Source organism: Pseudomonas sp. SDI (assembly GCF_003105155.1).
Lineage (GTDB): Bacteria > Pseudomonadota > Gammaproteobacteria > Pseudomonadales > Pseudomonadaceae > Aquipseudomonas.
In genome coordinates, this window is record NZ_QETK01000012.1 from 125,386 (window position 1) to 142,979 (window position 17,594).

Sequence of the window (17,594 nt, forward strand, 5' to 3'; positions counted from 1 at the left end):
GTGAGTCTACCTCAAGCCGATGCGCTCAACGGTCTGAAGCTGAAATAGTTGCGCAGGGCGCCCACCAGTTGCTCGTACTCGCGCGGCGCCTGCAACAGCATGAAGCCGGAGTCGTAATGCCCGGGGTTGGCATCCTCGTGGCACCACAGGCAACTGGCAGTGAGGTTGATCAGGTGCAGGGCGCCGGCAGGGCCGGGCACCTTGAGCTGCAACTCGAAATCCGGGCCAACCAGCAACGGCAGATCGCTGATCAGCATCAGGCCATCTTCGGACACGTTACCCAGGTAGCCGATCGGCTGGTCGGTGTAACGGTTGAAGACCTTCAAGTAATAAGGAAGCAGATGACGCTCTATACGGCGTTCGGTAAACATGGTCGCGGTCGCTGTCGAAGACCCTTGAGCAGGGTCGCGCTAGTGCTGCTTGTTGTGTGGCGCTGCAACTGAAGCTTAGCCCAAGCTGGCCCTGGCGTCATAACTGCGCCTTGACACTTTAGTCTTAGCGCCAGCTGGCGGTGCTGGCCGGGCGCGTGACGACCGGTTGAGCGTCGCGCAGGTGGCCGAGCTTCTCCAGGGTTTGCAGGCGGGCCCGGGCGCGGTAGGCATATTCGTTCTGCGGGTACTGGGCAATGATGTACTGGTAGGTCTGCGCGGCGTCGACATAGAGCTTCTGGCGCTCCAGGCACTGGCCACGCAGCAGCGCGGTTTCCGGCCAGATGAACGGCCGCGCGCGGCTGGTACGGTCAACCTGCGACAGCTCCAGGGTGACGCGCTCGCAGTCGCCACGGTCGTAGGCGCGGTAGGCGTTGTTCAGGTGGTGGTCCATGGACCAGCGGGTGCAGCCGACGACACTGGTCGCCAGCGCCAAAACGATCAGGGCGCGCATGGGGGATCTCCTTTGATGAGGAGTGTATCGGCAGAGTAGCTGCAAGCTGAAGCTTCAAGCTGCAAGAGAAAAGCCAGAAGCGCCAGCCTCAGCCCTTGCAGCTTGTCACTTGCAGCATTCCCAACCCACCAAGGTAGTGCAAAGGAACAATGACTACAGACATTTTCCAGAGTAGCCTTTCGCTGCGCTTCACTACAGGAGTCTGTGCATGACCATCCGCCGTACCAAAATCGTCGCCACCCTTGGCCCCGCCAGCAACTCGCCGGAAGTACTCGAGCAACTGATCCTCGCCGGCCTGGATGTCGCCCGCCTGAACTTCTCCCATGGCACCCCGGACGAGCACAAGGCTCGTGCCCGCCTGATCCGCGAGACCGCCGCCAAGCACGGCCGCCACGTCGCCCTGCTCGGCGACCTGCAAGGTCCGAAGATCCGTATCGCCAAGTTCGCCAACAAGCGAATCGAACTCAAGGTCGGCGACCATTTCACCTTCTCCACCGCCCACCCGCTGACCGATGGCAACCAGTCCATCGTCGGCATCGACTACCCGGACCTGGTCAAGGACTGCGGTGTCGGTGACGAACTGCTGCTCGACGACGGCCGTGTGGTCATGCGTGTCGAAACCGCCACGGCCGACGCCCTGCACTGCGTCGTGCTGATCGGTGGCCCGCTGTCCGACCACAAAGGCATCAACCGTCGCGGCGGCGGCCTGACCGCCCCGGCCCTGACCGAAAAAGACAAGGCCGACATCAAGCTGGCCGCCGAGATGAAACTGGACTACCTGGCCGTTTCCTTCCCGCGCGATGCCGCCGACATGGAGTACGCCCGTCGCCTGCGCGACGAAGCCGGCGGTACCGCCTGGCTGGTGGCGAAAATCGAACGCGCCGAAGCGGTCGCCGACGATGAAACCCTCGACGGCTTGATCCGTGCGTCCGACGCAGTGATGGTTGCCCGTGGCGACCTCGGTGTGGAAATCGGCGATGCCGAGCTGGTGGGTATTCAGAAGAAGATCATTCTGCACGCCCGTCGCCACAACAAAGCGGTGATCACGGCAACCCAGATGATGGAGTCGATGATCCAGAATCCGATGCCGACCCGCGCTGAAGTGTCCGACGTGGCCAACGCCGTGCTCGACTACACCGACGCCGTGATGCTCTCGGCCGAAAGTGCTGCTGGTGCCTATCCGCTGGAAGCCGTGCAGGCCATGGCGCGAATCTGCCTCGGCGCAGAGAAGCACCCGACCAGCAAGACCTCCAGCCACCGCATGGGCACGCAGTTCACCCGTTGCGACGAGAGCATCGCGCTGGCCGCCATGTACACCGCCAACCACTTCCCGGGCGTGAAGGCGATCATCGCCTTGACCGAGAGCGGTTACACCCCGCTGATCATGTCGCGGATCCGCTCCTCGATCCCGATCTTCGCCTTCTCGCCGCACAGTGAGACCCAGGCGCGGGTGGCCATGTTCCGTGGCGTCTACACCGTCCCGTTCGATCCGGCGGCAATGCCACCGGAGAAGGTCAGCCAGGCGGCCGTCGACGAGTTGCTCAAGCGCGGCGTGGTCGAGCAAGGCGACTGGGTCATCCTGACCAAAGGCGACAGCTATCACACCATCGGTGGCACCAACGGGATGAAGATCCTGCACGTGGGCGATCCACTGGTTTGAGACGTGGCCTGAAGTGAAAGAGCCCCGCCTTCATGGCGGGGTTTTTTGTGGGTTTTCAGGCATGCCCGACGAACACATCGGCAAACAGCTGATTCCTCGGCAAGCCCGCCAGAAACATCTGCCGCGCAAACTGCTCGACACTCGCCGGTGCGCCACAGGCCAGTGCCACCGTCTGGCGCGACTGCACGCGCAACGCCGCCAGCGCCTGCGGCAACGCCAGCGGCGTCACCAGTTCCACCTGCAACGCTGGATGCCCAGTCGCCAACCCGCGCAACGCCTCGGCCAGGTAATGCTGCCCAGCGTCCTGCGCCACATGCAGCAGCCTGATCGGCCCCTGATGATCCTGGCGCAGCGCTTCGCGCAAGATCCCCCACAACGGCGCGAGCCCGGTGCCTGCCGCCAGCAACCACAACGGTCGCGCCTGCCAGTCGGGATCGTAATGCAGCGCACCACCGCGCAACTCGCCCAGGCGCAACGGATCGCCCACCTTCAAGCCACGCGCCGCATCGCAGAATGCCCCCGGCTGGCGGCAATCCAGATGAAACTCGAGAAAGCGCTCTTCCTCCGGCAGGCTAGCCAGCGAGTACGGCCGCGCCACGCCCGCAGTATTCCACAACACCAGGTGCTGCCCGGCCCGATAGCGCAACGGCCGCTGCGGCTGCACACGCAGCCGCAACACGTCCGGCGCCAGCCAGTCGAGCGCGCACACCTGCGCCGGCAAGCCATCGTGCAGCGGGTCGAACAGCGCCACGCGCAAATCCGTATCGACCCGGCACTGACACGCCAGCCGCCAGCCCTCGTCACGTTGCGCGGCGCTCAGCGCCTCGGGCCTGGCATCCGCCGGCAGCCCTTCCAGGCATCGCACCAGACAGGCATGACAGCTCCCCGCCCGGCAGCTGTAGGGCACGGCAAAACCTTCGGCATTCAAGGCATCGAGCAGGTTGCTGCCCGGCGCTACCGCCCAGCTGCGCGCGGCTACCCGTAACTCAGGCATCGACCACCTCCCATGCCGCTTCGCAACGGTTGCGGCCAAGCCGCTTGGCCCGGTACAAGGCCTCGTCGGCACGGTGCAGGGCGGTATCGAGGTCGTCGCCCTCGGTCAGCAGGGTCATCCCCGCCGACAGGCTCAACGGCGCCACGCGCAACCCCACTGCACCCGGCTGGGTATCGGCAAAGGCCAGACGAATGCACTCGCAGCGTTCCACCAAGGCCTCCGCCGTGCAGTCAGGCATCAGCAGCACGAACTCCTCACCGCCATAGCGCGCGAGCACCGCGTTGTCGTCCAGGCAGCCGTTCGCCGCCTGGGCAAAGGCCTGCAACACCTGATCGCCGGCGGCGTGGCCGTAGACGTCGTTGATCCGTTTGAAATGATCGAGGTCGATCAGCGCCAACCCGTGCCGCACATTCCCGCGCAGTTGCTCCAGCTCGCGGCCAGCCAGACGCAGGAAATGCCGACGGTTGAACAATCCGGTCAACTCGTCGGTGGCCACCAGTTCTTCGAGTTGGCCCATCATGCCCCGCAGGGTGTCCCGATGCGCCTGCAAGGCGAAGCGACGCTGACGCATGCGCTGGCGCGAGGCCTGCACGTAACTGGCATAGAGGCACAACCAGGTCAGCACGACGAACAGCGTACACACCTGCAACACCGCCAACGGCGGGTCGCTGAGCGTGCCGCCATGGGCTTCGAGGAGGATCAACCCGGTAAAGCTGAAAAACACCACCAGCGCACAGCGCACGAAGGCCCGCCCGCTGAGATGGAACAGCCCGAACATGAGGATCAGCGGGTAGATCACCAGGAACGTCCCGCGGGCCTGGTCGAGGTTGGCCAGCAGCCAGGTCTGCCAGGCCAGCGCCAGCAATACCTGGCACTCGGTCAGGCTCGGATCGCGGCAGCGCAGGTTGCGTCCGCTGACGAACACCCAGCCGAGCAGCAGTTGGCTGAACAACAACAGCCCGGTGCCGACGGTCATTACCGCCAGTGGCGCCAGCACATGGCCGCCAAGAATCGCCATCCATACCAGCAGCAACACCATCAGGTAGGTGCAGCCGGCCAGCAGGAAGCGCTTGAGGAGAAGTTTCTGCAGCGCGGATTCGGTCACAGGTGAAATACCGGCCCTGGTAATGGCAAAGAAAATTATGGCCAGCTGCCACTTTAGGGGGTGTCTGACGTTATTGCCATGTTTGCCAGGCTTGGCAGGCAAAAACAGTGCCTGCCGCCAGGCGACCTTGGTGGGGAGCACTGGCCCATGTGCCTGGAGCGCAGACGCGCTATACTGCCGCGCCTTTTTTGCGTCGACCCTTGCGTGTCGGCGCGCCTTGAAAGGTGGCTTCGGCGTCCTGGCCTGTCCGCGCCGAACTACCTTAATGAATGTTCCCGTCTTTAAGAGGAGCGCGCTGCATGACCGTGATCAAGCAAGACGACCTGATTCAGAGCGTTGCCGACGCCCTGCAGTTCATTTCGTACTACCACCCCGTTGACTTCATCCAGGCCATGCATGAGGCCTATCTGCGTGAAGAGTCGCCTGCCGCGCGCGACTCCATCGCCCAGATTCTGATCAACTCGCGCATGTGCGCCACCGGCCACCGGCCGATCTGCCAGGACACCGGTATCGTTACCGTGTTCGTGCGCGTCGGTATGGATGTGCGCTGGGATGGCGCCACCATGAGCCTGGACGACATGATCAACGAAGGCGTGCGCCGCGCCTACAACCTGCCGGAAAACGTCCTGCGTGCTTCGATCCTGGCCGACCCGGCCGGTGCGCGCAAGAACACCAAGGACAACACCCCGGCGGTCATTCACTACTCCATCGTCCCGGGCAACACCGTGGAAGTGGACGTGGCGGCCAAAGGCGGCGGCTCCGAGAACAAGTCGAAGATGGCCATGCTCAACCCGTCCGACTCGATCGTCGACTGGGTACTGAAGACCGTGCCGACCATGGGTGCCGGCTGGTGCCCACCGGGCATGCTCGGTATCGGTATCGGCGGTACTGCCGAGAAAGCCGCGGTCATGGCCAAGGAAGTGTTGATGGAATCCATCGACATTCACGAGCTCAAGGCCCGCGGCCCGCAGAACCGCATCGAAGAGATCCGTCTGGAGCTGTTCGACAAGGTCAACCAGCTGGGCATCGGTGCCCAGGGCCTGGGCGGCCTGACCACCGTGCTCGACGTGAAGATCATGGACTACCCGACCCACGCTGCCTCGCTGCCGGTGTGCATGATCCCGAACTGCGCCGCCACCCGTCACGCGCACTTCGTGCTCGACGGCTCCGGCCCGGCCGACCTCGAAGCGCCGTCGCTGGACGCCTACCCGGAAATCGTCTGGGAAGCCGGCCCGTCGGCCCGTCGTGTCGACCTCGACACCCTGACCCCGGAAGACGTGCAGAGCTGGAAACCGGGCGAGACCATCCTGCTCAACGGCAAGATGCTCACCGGCCGCGACGCGGCGCACAAGCGCATGGTCGAGATGCTGAACAAGGGCGAAGCGCTGCCGGTCGACCTCAAGGGTCGCTTCATCTACTACGTCGGCCCGGTTGATCCGGTGGGCGACGAAGTGGTTGGCCCGGCGGGCCCGACCACCGCCACGCGGATGGACAAGTTCACCCGTCAGATCCTCGAGCAGACTGGCCTGTTGGGCATGATCGGCAAATCCGAGCGCGGCCCTACCGCAATCGAAGCGATCAAGGACAACAAGGCGGTGTACCTGATGGCCGTGGGTGGCGCTGCCTACCTGGTGGCTCAGGCGATCAAGAAATCCAAAGTGCTGGCGTTCGCCGAGCTGGGGATGGAAGCGATCTACGAGTTCGAAGTCAAGGACATGCCGGTCACCGTCGCGGTGGACAGCAACGGCGAGTCGGTGCACATCACTGGCCCAGCGATCTGGCAGAACAAGATCGCCGAAAGCCTGGCGGTGGAAGTGAAGTAAACCTGCGGGTTTGTTTCAGCGAAAAAGCGGCAATGGGTGCAGACCCCTTGCCGCTTTTTTCGTTTCAGAGCGACTGACTGGCCGCGCTGGCGTGTAGCTGCAAGCGGCGCTGGCCGTACAGCGCCACGCCCAGCACCACGACGCCGGCCAGCAGCGCCACGACAAAGCCGCTACGCGCATCGAACGCATCCACTACCTGCCCCGCCGCTGCCGCGCCCAGTGCCACGCCGATGCCGAGGCCGGAGATCAGCCAGGTCAGCGCTTCGGTTAAGCGCGCGCCGGGGACCATCTGCTCGGCCAGGGTCATGGCCACGATCAAGGTCGGGGCGAAGAATATGCCGGCGATCAACACCGCCAGCGACAGCCCGAAAATCGTGCTGGACACCAGCAGCGGCAGCGTGGTGGCGGCCGTCGCCAGCCCGCACCAGAGGAACAGTCGCGGCAGCGGCGTGCGCAGTTTCAGGCCGCCGAAGACCAGCCCGGCGATACACGACCCGAGGGCATACACCGAAAGCACGATACTCGCAGCTGCCGGCTGGCCTTCCTGCTGGGCGAACGCCACGCTGACCACATCGATGGTACCGACGATGGTGCCCATGGCGACCAGCAGCAACACCAGCACACGCATGCACCCGAGGCGGATCACCGATTGCCGGTGCTCGGCGGTGACCGGCTGCACAGGAGGTTCGGTACGGCGCTGGACGACGAATGCGTACACGCCGATCGCCAGCAGCAGCGCCGCCACCAGCGGCCCGGCTTGCGGGAACAGGGCCACGCTGAGGCCGACGGCCAGCGGTGGGCCGGCGATGAAGCAGACTTCGTCGAGTACCGATTCCAGCGCATAGGCAGTGTTCAGCTGCGGTGTGCCGCGGTAGATCTGCGTCCAGCGGGCGCGCACCATGGCCGACATGCTCGGCATGAAGCCGCTGAACACGGCACAGACGAACAGGCTCCAGTCCGGCGCTGGCCAGTGCGCGCAGGCCAGCAGCGCGAGCAGGCCGCTGGTACTGATGGCTGCGGCGCCGGGCAGGACCTTGTGCTGGCCGAAGCGGTCGACCAGCCGGGAAATCTGTGGGGCGAGCAGCGCCGTGGTCAGGGCGAAAGTGGCGGCCACCGCCCCGGCCAGGGCGTAGTTGTCGCGCAACAAGGCGAGCATGGTAATCAGGCCAATACCGGTCATGCCGATCGGCAGGCGGGCAATCAGCCCCGCCAGCACAAAACCGCGGCTGCCGGGTTGGTCGAACAGTTCACGGTAGGGGTTGGCCATCTTGGCACGCTCTTGCTTTCGATAAGGCGAACAGTGAATATTACATACGCTACGTATGTCAAATCACATTCTGGAGTCATTCATGCCCCGTCGAACCCGTGCCGACATGATTGAAGACACCCGCGCCCGGCTGCTGGCAGCAGGCCGCGAGGCATTTGGGCGCCGGGGCTACGCGCAGGCGTCGATGGACGATTTCACCGCCGGCGCCGGCTTGACGCGGGGGGCGCTGTATCACCATTTCGGCGACAAGCAGGGCTTGCTGGCGGCGGTGGTCGCGCAGATCGACGCGGAAATGGACGCGCGCCTGCGCGCAATTTCCGCGGCGGCGCCGGATGCCTGGACGGGGTTCAGCGAGCGCTGCCGGGCGTATCTGCAGATGGCCCAGGAGGCGGAGATTCAACGACTGGTGTTGCAGGATGCGCGGGCGGTGCTCGGCGCGACGACGGCGGTGTCGCAACAGCAGTGCATTGGGTCGATGCAAGGAATGTTGCAGGACCTCATGGATGCGGGCGTGGTGCGCCAGGTGGATGCCGCAGCGCTGGCGCGGATGCTGTATGGCGCGCTGGCCGAGGCGGCCGGCTGGATTGCCCAGGAGGAATATGGGCAGGCGCGGTTGCACCAGGCACTGGGGGCGCTGGAGGTGATGTTGCAAGGGATTCAGGTAACTGAAACCCGATGAAGTGGCGCTCAGCGCTCCTGCGCCACGCCCAGGCTTGCGTACCTGATATTTTTGCCAGGTGACAGGCTGTAAAGCGAGGAACACAGTGGGCACCGGGATAGCCCTTGCGGAACCTCACCATGTTGCCGTGCAATAAACACCTGTTGTGCCGTAATCGCTACGACGTCCTGGATCGGCTAGGCAGCGTAGACCTTGCCGAGCAGGCGAGCCTACTTTGTTTCTACAGCGGCAAACGCCGGGTCACCGAAGTAGCGGACAACCGACAGCGCTCGCTGTTGTTGCACGACGATCGACTGCTCGCCCAACATCGAGGCCAAACTGGATCGGGCGAGACAGCGTTATTGCTTACCGATCGTCAACAGTCGATTCTGGGCGTAGCGGCGACCACCTCTGGGTCAGCCTATCTGCCGTTTGGCTTCCACGCCCCCATGAGCCAGGTGGCGGGCTTGCCGGGGTTCAACGGCGAGCCATGCGAGCCGACAACCGGGCACTATCTGTTGGGCAATGGCTACCGCGCGTATCTCCCGCAGTTGATGCGCTTCAACAGCCCCGACAGTTGGAGCCCGTTTGGCCAGGGTGGGTTGAATACCTACGGGTATTGCCTGGGGGATCCGGTCAATACCCGCGACCCGAGCGGGCATTTCCCCAACCCGTGGAAAGCCCTGAAAAGGCTGTTCGGCTCTGGCAAGCCGCTGAGGCGTGCAGCCACGCGGGTCGACAATCCGCCAGTGGCAACTCCCATCAGCACGGCTACTGGCACAGCTGCCCCGCCGCCTTACAGCCGATTCGCCCGCCCCGCCCCACCGCCTTATACCGCCGAAGGCGCCAACGTAGCGATTCCCCCAGTGGCAAACGGGATGCCGCCGGCCTACACACCTTTCGTGCTGCCGCCTTCATATCCGCACGGTCAGCGCTTCATGGCGTCGGGCTATACTCCAGATCCGCTCGTGCGAAAACTAGACGACGCGCTCAGCGTTACCGACCCTTACATTCATGACCCACATATCGACGAAGCCCTGCACGCCGCCTCGCTGGTCGAGCGAGACCCATGGGCCTGGTCACTGTCGCCGTCCAGCGTTCGCCGCTGACAGGCCGCCGCGCAGACGGACAGCATCGCCGGCAAGGCCAGCGCGCGCAGCGCCAAGGGGCGCAGGGGGAGACAGCCTCCCGCCACTCAGTTGCGCCGATCCAGCACATTCACCACCAACCGGTCCAGCCAGCCCCACACCCGCTGCTGCACCCGCCGCCACAGCGGTCGTGCCTGCCAGTGATCCAGATCGACTTCCAGGCTCTGCGCGAAGTCCCGCTCGAAGCTCGCCGCCACCGCACCGGTCAACCCCGGATCGATCGCCTCGACATTCGCCTCAAGATTGAAGCGCAAATTCCAATGATCGAAATTGCACGAACCAATGCTCACCCAGTCATCCACCAGCACCATCTTCAGGTGCAGGAAACACGGCTGGTACTCGAAAATCCTCACCCCGGCGCGCAGCAACCGCGGGTAATAACGATGCCCGGCATAGCGCACCGACGGGTGATCGGTACGCGGCCCGGTCAGCAGCAAGCGCACGTCGATGCCCCGCGCGGCGGCCCGACGTAACGACCGGCGCACCTTCCAGGTCGGCAGAAAATACGGCGTCGCCAGCCAGATCCGCCGACTGCCGCTGTTCAACGCCCGCACCAGCGCCTGCAGGATGTCGCGGTGCTGACGGGCATCGGCATACGCCACCCGCCCCAGCCCTACGCCGCTCATCGGCACCCGTGGCAAATGCGCCAAACCGAAATGCGTCGGCGGTCGCCAGGCCGTGCGCCGCAGGTTGGCCCGCCACTGCCGGTCGAACAGCATCTGCCAGTCCGCCACCAATGGCCCTTCCATCTGCACCATCACTTCATGCCATTCGCTGCTGTCTTCGCCCGGCCGCCAGAACTGATCGGTCACCCCGGTCCCGCCGACCATCGCCCAGCGCTGGTCGACCAGCACCAGCTTGCGATGGTCGCGGTAAAGATTGCGCACACCGCGTCGCCAGCGCAGCCGGTTGTACAAGCGCAGCTCGACCCCGGCCGCCTGCAAGCGCTGGCGCAGGCTCAGGGTGAGGGCCAGCGAGCCGTAATCGTCGAACAGGCAGCGTACCTGCACGCCACGCTCGGCCGCCGTGACCAGCGCCTGCACCATCACCTCGGCGCACGCCCCGGCCTCGACCAGGTACAGTTCCAGATCGACCTGGAACTCGGCGCGAACAATCGCCGTGAGCATGCGCGGAAAGAACGCGGGGCCGTCAATCAGCAGCTCGAACTGGTTGCCGGAGCGCCAGGGAAAGACCGGCCCGGCCATCTCAGCGCGCCGTGAAGATCAGCACCGCACCCACCGGCACCGACAGGTTGATCGACTTGAGCCCAGCCAGCTTGCGCAGCCGGGTCAGCCCCGGCACCAGGTCGAAATGCTCGGCGCGCAGCACCAGTGGCTCCAGGGTCACCACCTGAAAACGTCGCTCGTCCAGCCGGGTCGCCAGCAACTGGGCGTTGTAGCTGTGCGACTTGCCATGCAGGTTGACCGTCAGCGGCAGGCGCAACTCGACCTGGGCACCATTGGCCAGGTCGTTGATCGGACGCAAATCGAGCTGCGCCTCGACGGTGGCCTCGGGGAAGCTGGCCACCTGGAACAGTTCCTTGCGCATGCGCTCGTCGCGCAGCGGGATGCCACTGTTTACCGAGTCCATCTCGATCTGCAACTGCGCGGCGCCCTTGCGGTCGACCTTGCCGTGCAGCACCAGGAACCGATGCACCTCGGATACGTCGCCGTTCTTGCTGGTGATGAACGACAACCGCGACGACTCGTTGTCCAGATACCAGTTGGCCTGGGCCGGCAGGGTGAACAGGGCCAACAGGGCGAGAAGGAGGCGGCAACGGCTGAACATGCGAAATCCTGAAACGTAGGGGTCGCCAACCTTAACCGCCCGAGCCTTGCGGCAGCAAGCGACAGCCCTCGCGGGTGCCCAGCCACACTGCCGTATTGCGTCGGCCCAGGCCTTCGGCGCTGACCCGACGACGCGGCGGCTCGTCCTCCAGCCAGCTCAACGGCAGGTACTGCTGGACGTAACCCTGGCAGTAGGCGGCATCGAACCCCATGACATACCGGCAGGAACAGTATTCCTTGGCCGAGTAGGCGCTGAGGACATCCGGAAAGTCGCCCAGCGCCTCGCGCTCGTACCAGGCCCAAGCGCCGAGCAGCGCCAGCAGGATCAGCAGCAAACGCTTCATGGCCAGTCTCCGGGAAACGCCGCCAGCACCCGTTTGAGCAACTCGTTGTGCTGGTAGCTGCCATCGCGGTCATCGCCATAGCGCACGATCACCAGTTGCCGGCTCGGCAGCACATACAGTGCCTGGCCCCAATGCCCGAGCGCGGCGAAGGTGTCCGCCGGGGCATCTGGCCACGGCCGTGATGCATCACCCAGCGAGCTGTTCAACCACCAGTGTCCGCCCGGTGTCGCTTCGCCCGGCTCGACGCCAGCCTGTACAAAGGGCGTGCGGTTGAACGTCACCCACTCGGCCGGCAGCAACGGCTGGCCATTCCAGCGCCCATTGCGTTGCATCAACAGGCCGATGCGCGCCAGGTCGCGGGCACTCAGGTACAGGTAGGAGGAGCCGACAAACGTACCGCTGGGGTCTTGCTCCCAGGTGGCCTGGCGAATCCCCAACGGTTCGAACAATGCCTGCCACGGGTAGGCGTCGTACTGCTGGCTGCCGAGCATACCGCGCAAGGCGGCAGCCAACAGGTTGCTGTCACCACTGGAATAACGGAAGCGCTTACCCGGCTCCGCCAGCGTCTCATGCCCGGCGGTGTAGGCGGCCATGTCGAGGCGACCACGGGTGTAGAGCATGGCCACCACCGAGGACTTGAGCGGGGCGTATTCGTAGTCCTCCTGCCACTCCAGGCCGCTGGCCCAATGCAGCAGGTCCTTGAGGCGGATCCCCGGGTGCGCCTGCAACGGCGGGTAAAAACGCGCGGCCGAGTCGTCGAGGGTGAACCGACCTTGACCGTAGGCAACGCCGAGCAGGGTCGCCAGGACGCTCTTGCTGATCGACCAGGTCAGGTGCGGGGTGGTCACCGTGGTGGGCGCCGCGTAGCGTTCATAGACGATGCGCCCTGCCTGCACCACCAGCAGCGCATCGCTGCGCACGCCGCTACGCTGGCTCGAGTCGCGCGGGGGAAAGGCGTACTGGCCAAGCGCCTGGACCGCCGGCCCGGTATTCACCGGTGCCACCTGCCAATCCGGGATCGGCCAACTTTCGGCGCCGGCCGTGGTGCTCCAGCAGCCGGCAACGATCAACAGCCAGGACAGCCGCGTTTTACCCATGACCCGCTCTCAAGGCGATGATCGGCCAAGGCTAGCAGGCGTTCATGACAATCCCGCAGCGGCCCAGGCTTTAGCCAGGCGCTTGGCCCGCGCCGCGCCAGCCAGTTCGAGGATGCCGCGATCGCGTTGCCAGAGCTCGGCGCAGGCGCCCGGGGCCGTCAGCAGCGCCGCATCGAGTTCGCCGCGCAAGGCACCAAACTGGGCAAACAGACCACCCAGCAACAGGTGCGTGGACGGCGCGTCGGCGCATTGCCGGCTGGCTTCGGCGCAGCCACCGAGCACGCTGATCAACCGTAGCTGCAAGCCTTGCGGCCATTGGCTGACGCGGCCCACACCATAGAGCCAGGCCACCAGTGCGCTGAGCACGTACAGGTCTTCCAGCGAACGGAACGGCTTCACGTAGTTGTCCCAGCCATCCCCGGCCAGCCGCTCGCACAGGGCCTGCTCCAGGTGCAGCCGGGCGTGGCCCACTTCGGGCATCAGCGGCAGCGTCGGCAACGGTTCCAGGCTGACCCCCGGCTCGCCGGGATAGACCACCGCCAGACGCAGGCAGGGCGACTCGCCAGGCGCCTCGACACGGGCGGCGACCAGCAGCCAGTCGGCCTCCAGCCCGGCGGTGACGAAATCCTTGCTGCCGGTAAGGCGCAGCGCGTCCAGGTCCAGGCGCATGCGCATGTCGGCCGGGCGCACACTGCGCTGTTCGGTCGCACACAACGCACCCAGGCTGGGCGGTGCGCTGGGCCATAACACGCGCAATGCCGCCTGGTAACCGACCAGGAAGGCCAGCCCCGGCGTGGGCATCCGCTGACCGCCGAGCACAGCCAGTTCGAACGGGCCGACCGGGCCCAGACCGTCAAGCAAACTGGCGTAGGTGTCGCCCAGGCTGCCCAGCAGCGGCTGCGCCTGCGGGTGATTGAGTCGTTCCAACCAGGTCATGCACACACTCCTTGGGGGCTGTCATCCAAGCATCACCAATTGTTCACGGCGGTGACACCACGGCTACCTAGGCTGAGCTTGCACAACAAAGTCGACCGGCCGCAACCCCATGGCTGGCTTATGGAGACTCGCAATGACTCAGATCGCTCGCTCTGGCGACAACAGCACTGACCGCCGTCTGCAAGCCGAACGTCTGGTTGGCCCGGCGGCCCTGCAGGAAGCCCAAGCCCTTCGCTTCAGCGTCTTCAGCGCGGAGTTCAAGGCCAAACTCAAAGGCGCCGAACTGGGCCTGGACATGGACGACTACGATATCCATTGCCGACACATCGGCGTGCGCGATCTGAACAGCGGCCGCCTGGTGGCCACCACCCGCCTGCTCGATCACCAGGCTGCCAGTAGCCTGGGCCGGTTCTACAGCGAAGAGGAATTCAGCCTGCACGGCCTCGGCCACCTGCAAGGGCCAATCCTCGAACTGGGCCGCACCTGCGTCGACCCGGCCTACCGCAACGGCGGCACCATCGCCGTGCTCTGGGGCGAGCTGGCCGAAGTGCTCAACGAAGGCCGCTACAGCTACCTGATGGGCTGCGCGAGCATCCCCATGCAGGACGGCGGCGTGCAGGCCCACGCGATCATGCAGCGCCTGCGTGAACGCTACCTGTGCACCGAACACCTGCGCGCCGAACCGAAGAAGCCATTGCCGAGCCTCGACCTGCCGGGCAACGTCATCGCCGAAATGCCGCCGCTGCTCAAGGCTTACATGCGCCTCGGCGCGAAGATCTGCGGCGAGCCGTGCTGGGACGAAGACTTCCAGGTCGCCGACGTATTCATCCTGCTCAAGCGCGAGGAGTTGTGCCCGCGCTACGCCCGGCACTTCAAGGCGGCAGTCTGATGCAGCGCGTGCGCGTGACCGCGCGCATCCTGCGGGTGCTGCTGGTGGTGCTGTTCGGCCTGGGCATGGCGACCCTGTTCAGCCTCTACGAGCGCCTCGGCATGCCGGCCCCGGCACAACGCCGGCAACGCTGGTCGCAGCTGTTCATGCGCCGCCTGGCCGGCGCTCTGCCGTTCAAGGTGCGGGTAGTCGGCCAACTGCCGAGCCGACCGATGCTGTGGCTCAGCAACCATGTGTCGTGGACCGACATCCCACTGCTCGGCATGCTTGCCCCGCTGTCGTTCCTGTCCAAGGCCGAAGTGCGCGCCTGGCCGGTGGCCGGCTGGCTGGCACTGAAGGCCGGCACACTGTTCATCCGGCGTGGCGGTGGCGACAGCCAACGGTTGCGCCAGCAGATCAGCCAGCACCTGGAGCAGGCCTGCTCATTACTGATCTTCCCCGAAGGCACCACCACCGACGGGCGCAGCCTGCGCACCTTCCACGGCCGGCTGCTGGCCAGCGCCATAGACACCGGCATACCGCTGCAACCAGTGGCCCTGCGCTACCTGCGCGACGGCAAGCCCGACCCGGTAGCGCCCTTTATCGGCGACGACGACCTGCTCTCGCACCTGCTGCGGTTGTTTGCCAATGACTGCGCCGAGGTCGAAATCAAGCTGCTGACGCCGATTGCCAGCGCGGGTGAAGAACGTGCGGCGCTAGCGTTCAAGGCGCAACAGGCGGTGCAAATCGCACTGTTCGGCGCCGAGCCGGCCATGCCGCTGCCGCGGCGGGCGAAAGCCGCTTAAGCTGGTTGCCGGGCCTTGCCGGCAAAGGCCTGCAGCTCGGGGTAGAACGCGCGAAAGTCATCCAGCAGCGGCTGGTACAACGCTGCCACTTCGTCCAGTGCGCCCTCCAGGCCCTCGGGCCGCGACAGGCGCCGGGCGATGCCGCGAAACACCTGCCCGAGCACTGTGAACTCACGGTACGAACCCAGCCAGTCGTCGGCGGCCATGTACGGCGCAATCTGCGCCAGCCGTCCTGGCAAGTCCGCTTGCGCCGCCAGTACCCGGTACACGCGCCCGGTGAACTGCTCCAGCGGCTGCCCGGCGTAATCCTGCCAGTGCAGGGCCAGGCAGTGGTCGAAAAACACATCGAGCATGATCCCGGCATAGCGTCGCCGTCCCGCCGGGAAGCGCGCCAGCGCGGCCAGCACCAGCGGGTGGCGGTCGGTGAACACATCGATTTGCCGGTGCAGACGGATCGCCGCTTCCAGCGGTTGCGGAAAGCGCCCAGCCAGCGGGCCTTTGACGAAATCACCATAGAGGCTGCCGAGCAGTTGCTGCGGCTGCTCGCCGCCCAGGTGAAGGTGTGCGAGGTAGTTCATGCTGCGCAGTCTAGCACCGGGCGACCAATATCGTTATAACCCGATATAGCGATTTACGCTGCGCTAAGAACCACATCATATTTGTATATCGCGAAATACCGATTTATATTTCGCTCCATCGCGATATACCGCTACAACACGAGCCCAACTCCCATGCCTCTCGATCTCGACGAAATAATAAAAGCCCTGGCCCACCCAGTACGGCGAGAAATCCTCAACTGGCTGAAAGACCCGGACCTGCAGTTCCCCGACCAGCATCACAGCACCGAACACGGTGTCTGTGCCGGCCAGATCGATCAACGCTGCGGCCTGTCGCAGTCGACGGTCTCAGCCCACCTGGCGACCCTGCAGCGCGCGGGCTTGGTGACCAGCCAGAAGGTCGGGCAGTGGAACTTCTTCAAACGCAACGAGGACACCATCCAGGCCTTCCTCAAGCAGATGAGCCAAGAGCTCTGACAAGGACCTTGCAATGCCCCTTTCACTCCTGATCCTGGCGCTCAGCGCCTTCGCCATCGGCACTACCGAGTTCGTCATCATGGGCCTGTTGCCCGAGGTGGCCAGCGACCTCGGTGTGTCGATCCCCGGCGCCGGCTGGCTGGTTACCGGCTACGCCCTGGGCGTGGCCATCGGCGCGCCGTTCATGGCCCTGGCCACTGCGCGCCTGCCGCGCAAGGCCGCCCTGGTGGCCCTGATGGGTGTGTTCATCGTCGGCAACCTGCTGTGCGCGCTGGCCAGCGACTACAACGTGCTGATGTTTGCCCGCGTGGTCACCGCGCTGTGCCACGGCGCCTTCTTCGGTATCGGTTCGGTGGTCGCCGCCAGCCTGGTGCCGGCCAATCGCCGCGCCTCGGCCGTGGCCCTGATGTTCACCGGCCTGACCCTGGCCAACGTGCTCGGCGTGCCGCTGGGAACCGCGCTGGGTCAGGTAGCCGGCTGGCGCTCGACCTTCTGGGCCGTGACCGTGATCGGCGTGGTTGCCCTGATCGGCCTGATCCGCTTCCTGCCGCTGCGCCATGACGAGGAAAAACTCGACATGCGCGCCGAGCTGGCCGCCCTCAAAGGCGCCGGTATCTGGCTGTCGTTGTCGATGACCGTGCTGTTCTCGGCGTCGATGTTTACCCTGTTCACCTACGTTGCGCCGCTGCTCGGCGACGTTACCGGGATCTCGCCACGCGGTGTGACCTGGACCCTGCTGTTGATCGGCCTGGGCCTGACCCTGGGCAACATCGTCGGCGGCAAGCTCGCCGACCGCCGCCTGGGCGCCACCCTGCTCGGTGTATTCGCCAGCATGGCGCTGGTGTCCACGGTACTGAGCTGGACCAGCGCTGCGCTGATCCCGGCAGAAATCACCCTGTTCCTCTGGGCCACCGCCGCCTTCGCCGCGGTGCCGGCGCTGCAGGTCAACGTGGTGACCTTCGGCAAGGCTGCGCCGAACCTGGTCTCGACCCTGAACATCGGCGCGTTCAACCTGGGCAACGCCCTGGGCGCCTGGGTTGGCGGCACGGTCATCGCCCAAGGCCTGGGCCTGACCCGCGTACCGCTGGCGGCAGCGGCCCTCGCGGTGCTGGCGCTGATCGTCACGCTGATTACTTTCCGTCAGAACGGCGCCGACGCCGAACTGGCTCCTGCCACTCACTGATT

Annotated in this window: 19 protein-coding genes; 8 read left to right on the top strand and 11 right to left on the bottom strand. The window is 65.3% G+C overall.

What is annotated here, in order from left to right:
* Window positions 1-11 precede the first annotated feature (11 nt).
* Entirely contained in the window at window positions 12-371 is a 360-nt protein-coding gene (locus DCO48_RS10460; RefSeq protein ID WP_116550532.1) for a PilZ domain-containing protein, read from the bottom strand.
* 124 nt (window positions 372-495) lie between these two features.
* Window positions 496-882 (bottom strand): tetratricopeptide repeat protein, encoded by a 387-nt coding sequence (locus DCO48_RS10465; protein ID WP_116550533.1) that lies wholly within the window; start codon window positions 880-882, stop codon window positions 496-498.
* 208 nt (window positions 883-1,090) lie between these two features.
* Between DCO48_RS10465 and pyk the strand changes: the two genes are divergently transcribed.
* Window positions 1,091-2,542, top strand: a complete 1,452-nt coding sequence (pyk, locus tag DCO48_RS10470) for a pyruvate kinase (RefSeq protein WP_116550534.1) — start codon at window positions 1,091-1,093, stop codon at window positions 2,540-2,542.
* A 55-nt stretch (window positions 2,543-2,597) separates the two neighbouring features.
* Here pyk and DCO48_RS10475 read toward each other — a convergent pair whose 3' ends face one another.
* Entirely contained in the window at window positions 2,598-3,536 is a 939-nt protein-coding gene (locus tag DCO48_RS10475) for an iron-sulfur-binding ferredoxin reductase (RefSeq protein WP_116550535.1), read from the bottom strand.
* The gene (locus DCO48_RS10480; RefSeq protein WP_116550536.1) at window positions 3,529-4,641 is read right to left on the bottom strand and encodes a diguanylate cyclase; all 1,113 of its coding nucleotides are present in this window, start codon (window positions 4,639-4,641) and stop codon (window positions 3,529-3,531) included. The genes DCO48_RS10475 and DCO48_RS10480 overlap by 8 nt, the downstream gene beginning before the upstream one ends.
* A 299-nt stretch (window positions 4,642-4,940) precedes the next feature.
* Between DCO48_RS10480 and DCO48_RS10485 the strand changes: the two genes are divergently transcribed.
* Entirely contained in the window at window positions 4,941-6,464 is a 1,524-nt protein-coding gene (locus DCO48_RS10485) for a fumarate hydratase (RefSeq protein WP_116550537.1), read from the top strand.
* A gap of 64 nt (window positions 6,465-6,528) precedes the next feature.
* Here DCO48_RS10485 and DCO48_RS10490 read toward each other — a convergent pair whose 3' ends face one another.
* Window positions 6,529-7,731 carry an MFS transporter gene (locus DCO48_RS10490; protein ID WP_116550538.1) on the bottom strand — a complete coding sequence of 401 codons (1,203 nt, stop codon included), beginning with the start codon at window positions 7,729-7,731 and terminating at the stop codon, window positions 6,529-6,531.
* A gap of 82 nt (window positions 7,732-7,813) precedes the next feature.
* Here DCO48_RS10490 and DCO48_RS10495 point away from each other — a divergent pair, with 82 nt between their 5' ends.
* Entirely contained in the window at window positions 7,814-8,410 is a 597-nt protein-coding gene (locus DCO48_RS10495; RefSeq protein ID WP_116550539.1) for a TetR/AcrR family transcriptional regulator, read from the top strand.
* Between the two features lie 119 nt (window positions 8,411-8,529).
* On the top strand, window positions 8,530-9,498 hold the full coding sequence (locus DCO48_RS10500) for an RHS repeat-associated core domain-containing protein (protein ID WP_116550540.1): 969 nt from the start codon (window positions 8,530-8,532) through the stop codon (window positions 9,496-9,498).
* 86 nt (window positions 9,499-9,584) lie between these two features.
* On the opposite strand, the gene DCO48_RS10505 is transcribed toward DCO48_RS10500, so the two are convergent.
* From DCO48_RS10505 to DCO48_RS10525, 5 genes are read right to left on the bottom strand one after another with little or no spacing between them, the layout of a single operon-like run.
* A complete protein-coding gene (locus DCO48_RS10505; protein WP_116550541.1) occupies window positions 9,585-10,742 on the bottom strand; it encodes a phosphatidylserine/phosphatidylglycerophosphate/cardiolipin synthase family protein in 1,158 nt (385 codons plus the stop codon).
* A gap of 1 nt (window position 10,743) precedes the next feature.
* Window positions 10,744-11,325 (bottom strand): YceI family protein, encoded by a 582-nt coding sequence (locus DCO48_RS10510; RefSeq protein ID WP_116550542.1) that lies wholly within the window; start codon window positions 11,323-11,325, stop codon window positions 10,744-10,746.
* Between the two features lie 31 nt (window positions 11,326-11,356).
* Window positions 11,357-11,668, bottom strand: a complete 312-nt coding sequence (locus tag DCO48_RS10515) for an amidase (RefSeq protein ID WP_116550543.1) — start codon at window positions 11,666-11,668, stop codon at window positions 11,357-11,359.
* Complete coding sequence (locus DCO48_RS10520) at window positions 11,665-12,765, bottom strand: serine hydrolase (RefSeq protein ID WP_177410603.1); 1,101 nt, start codon at window positions 12,763-12,765, stop codon at window positions 11,665-11,667. Before DCO48_RS10520 ends, DCO48_RS10515 begins: the two co-directional genes overlap by 4 nt.
* A 42-nt stretch (window positions 12,766-12,807) precedes the next feature.
* Window positions 12,808-13,701, bottom strand: coding sequence for an acyl-CoA dehydrogenase (locus DCO48_RS10525; RefSeq protein ID WP_116550544.1), 894 nt, complete (start codon window positions 13,699-13,701; stop codon window positions 12,808-12,810).
* Window positions 13,702-13,834: 133 nt separating this feature from the next.
* Between DCO48_RS10525 and olsB the strand changes: the two genes are divergently transcribed.
* Both olsB and DCO48_RS10535 read left to right on the top strand, forming a co-directional pair.
* Window positions 13,835-14,590 (top strand): L-ornithine N(alpha)-acyltransferase, encoded by a 756-nt coding sequence (gene olsB / locus DCO48_RS10530; RefSeq protein WP_116550545.1) that lies wholly within the window; start codon window positions 13,835-13,837, stop codon window positions 14,588-14,590.
* Complete coding sequence (locus DCO48_RS10535; RefSeq protein ID WP_116550546.1) at window positions 14,590-15,375, top strand: lysophospholipid acyltransferase family protein; 786 nt, start codon at window positions 14,590-14,592, stop codon at window positions 15,373-15,375. The genes olsB and DCO48_RS10535 overlap by 1 nt, the downstream gene beginning before the upstream one ends.
* On the opposite strand, the gene DCO48_RS10540 is transcribed toward DCO48_RS10535, so the two are convergent.
* Entirely contained in the window at window positions 15,372-15,953 is a 582-nt protein-coding gene (locus tag DCO48_RS10540) for an ACP phosphodiesterase (protein ID WP_116550547.1), read from the bottom strand. The genes DCO48_RS10535 and DCO48_RS10540 overlap by 4 nt on opposite strands.
* Window positions 15,954-16,106: 153 nt before the next feature.
* On the opposite strand from DCO48_RS10540, the gene DCO48_RS10545 reads away from it, so the two are divergent.
* Together DCO48_RS10545 and DCO48_RS10550 are read left to right on the top strand one after the other, a co-directional pair.
* Window positions 16,107-16,409, top strand: coding sequence for a helix-turn-helix transcriptional regulator (locus DCO48_RS10545; protein WP_116550548.1), 303 nt, complete (start codon window positions 16,107-16,109; stop codon window positions 16,407-16,409).
* Window positions 16,410-16,422: 13 nt separating this feature from the next.
* Window positions 16,423-17,592 carry an MFS transporter gene (locus DCO48_RS10550; protein ID WP_116550549.1) on the top strand — a complete coding sequence of 390 codons (1,170 nt, stop codon included), beginning with the start codon at window positions 16,423-16,425 and terminating at the stop codon, window positions 17,590-17,592.
* Window positions 17,593-17,594 lie beyond the last annotated feature (2 nt).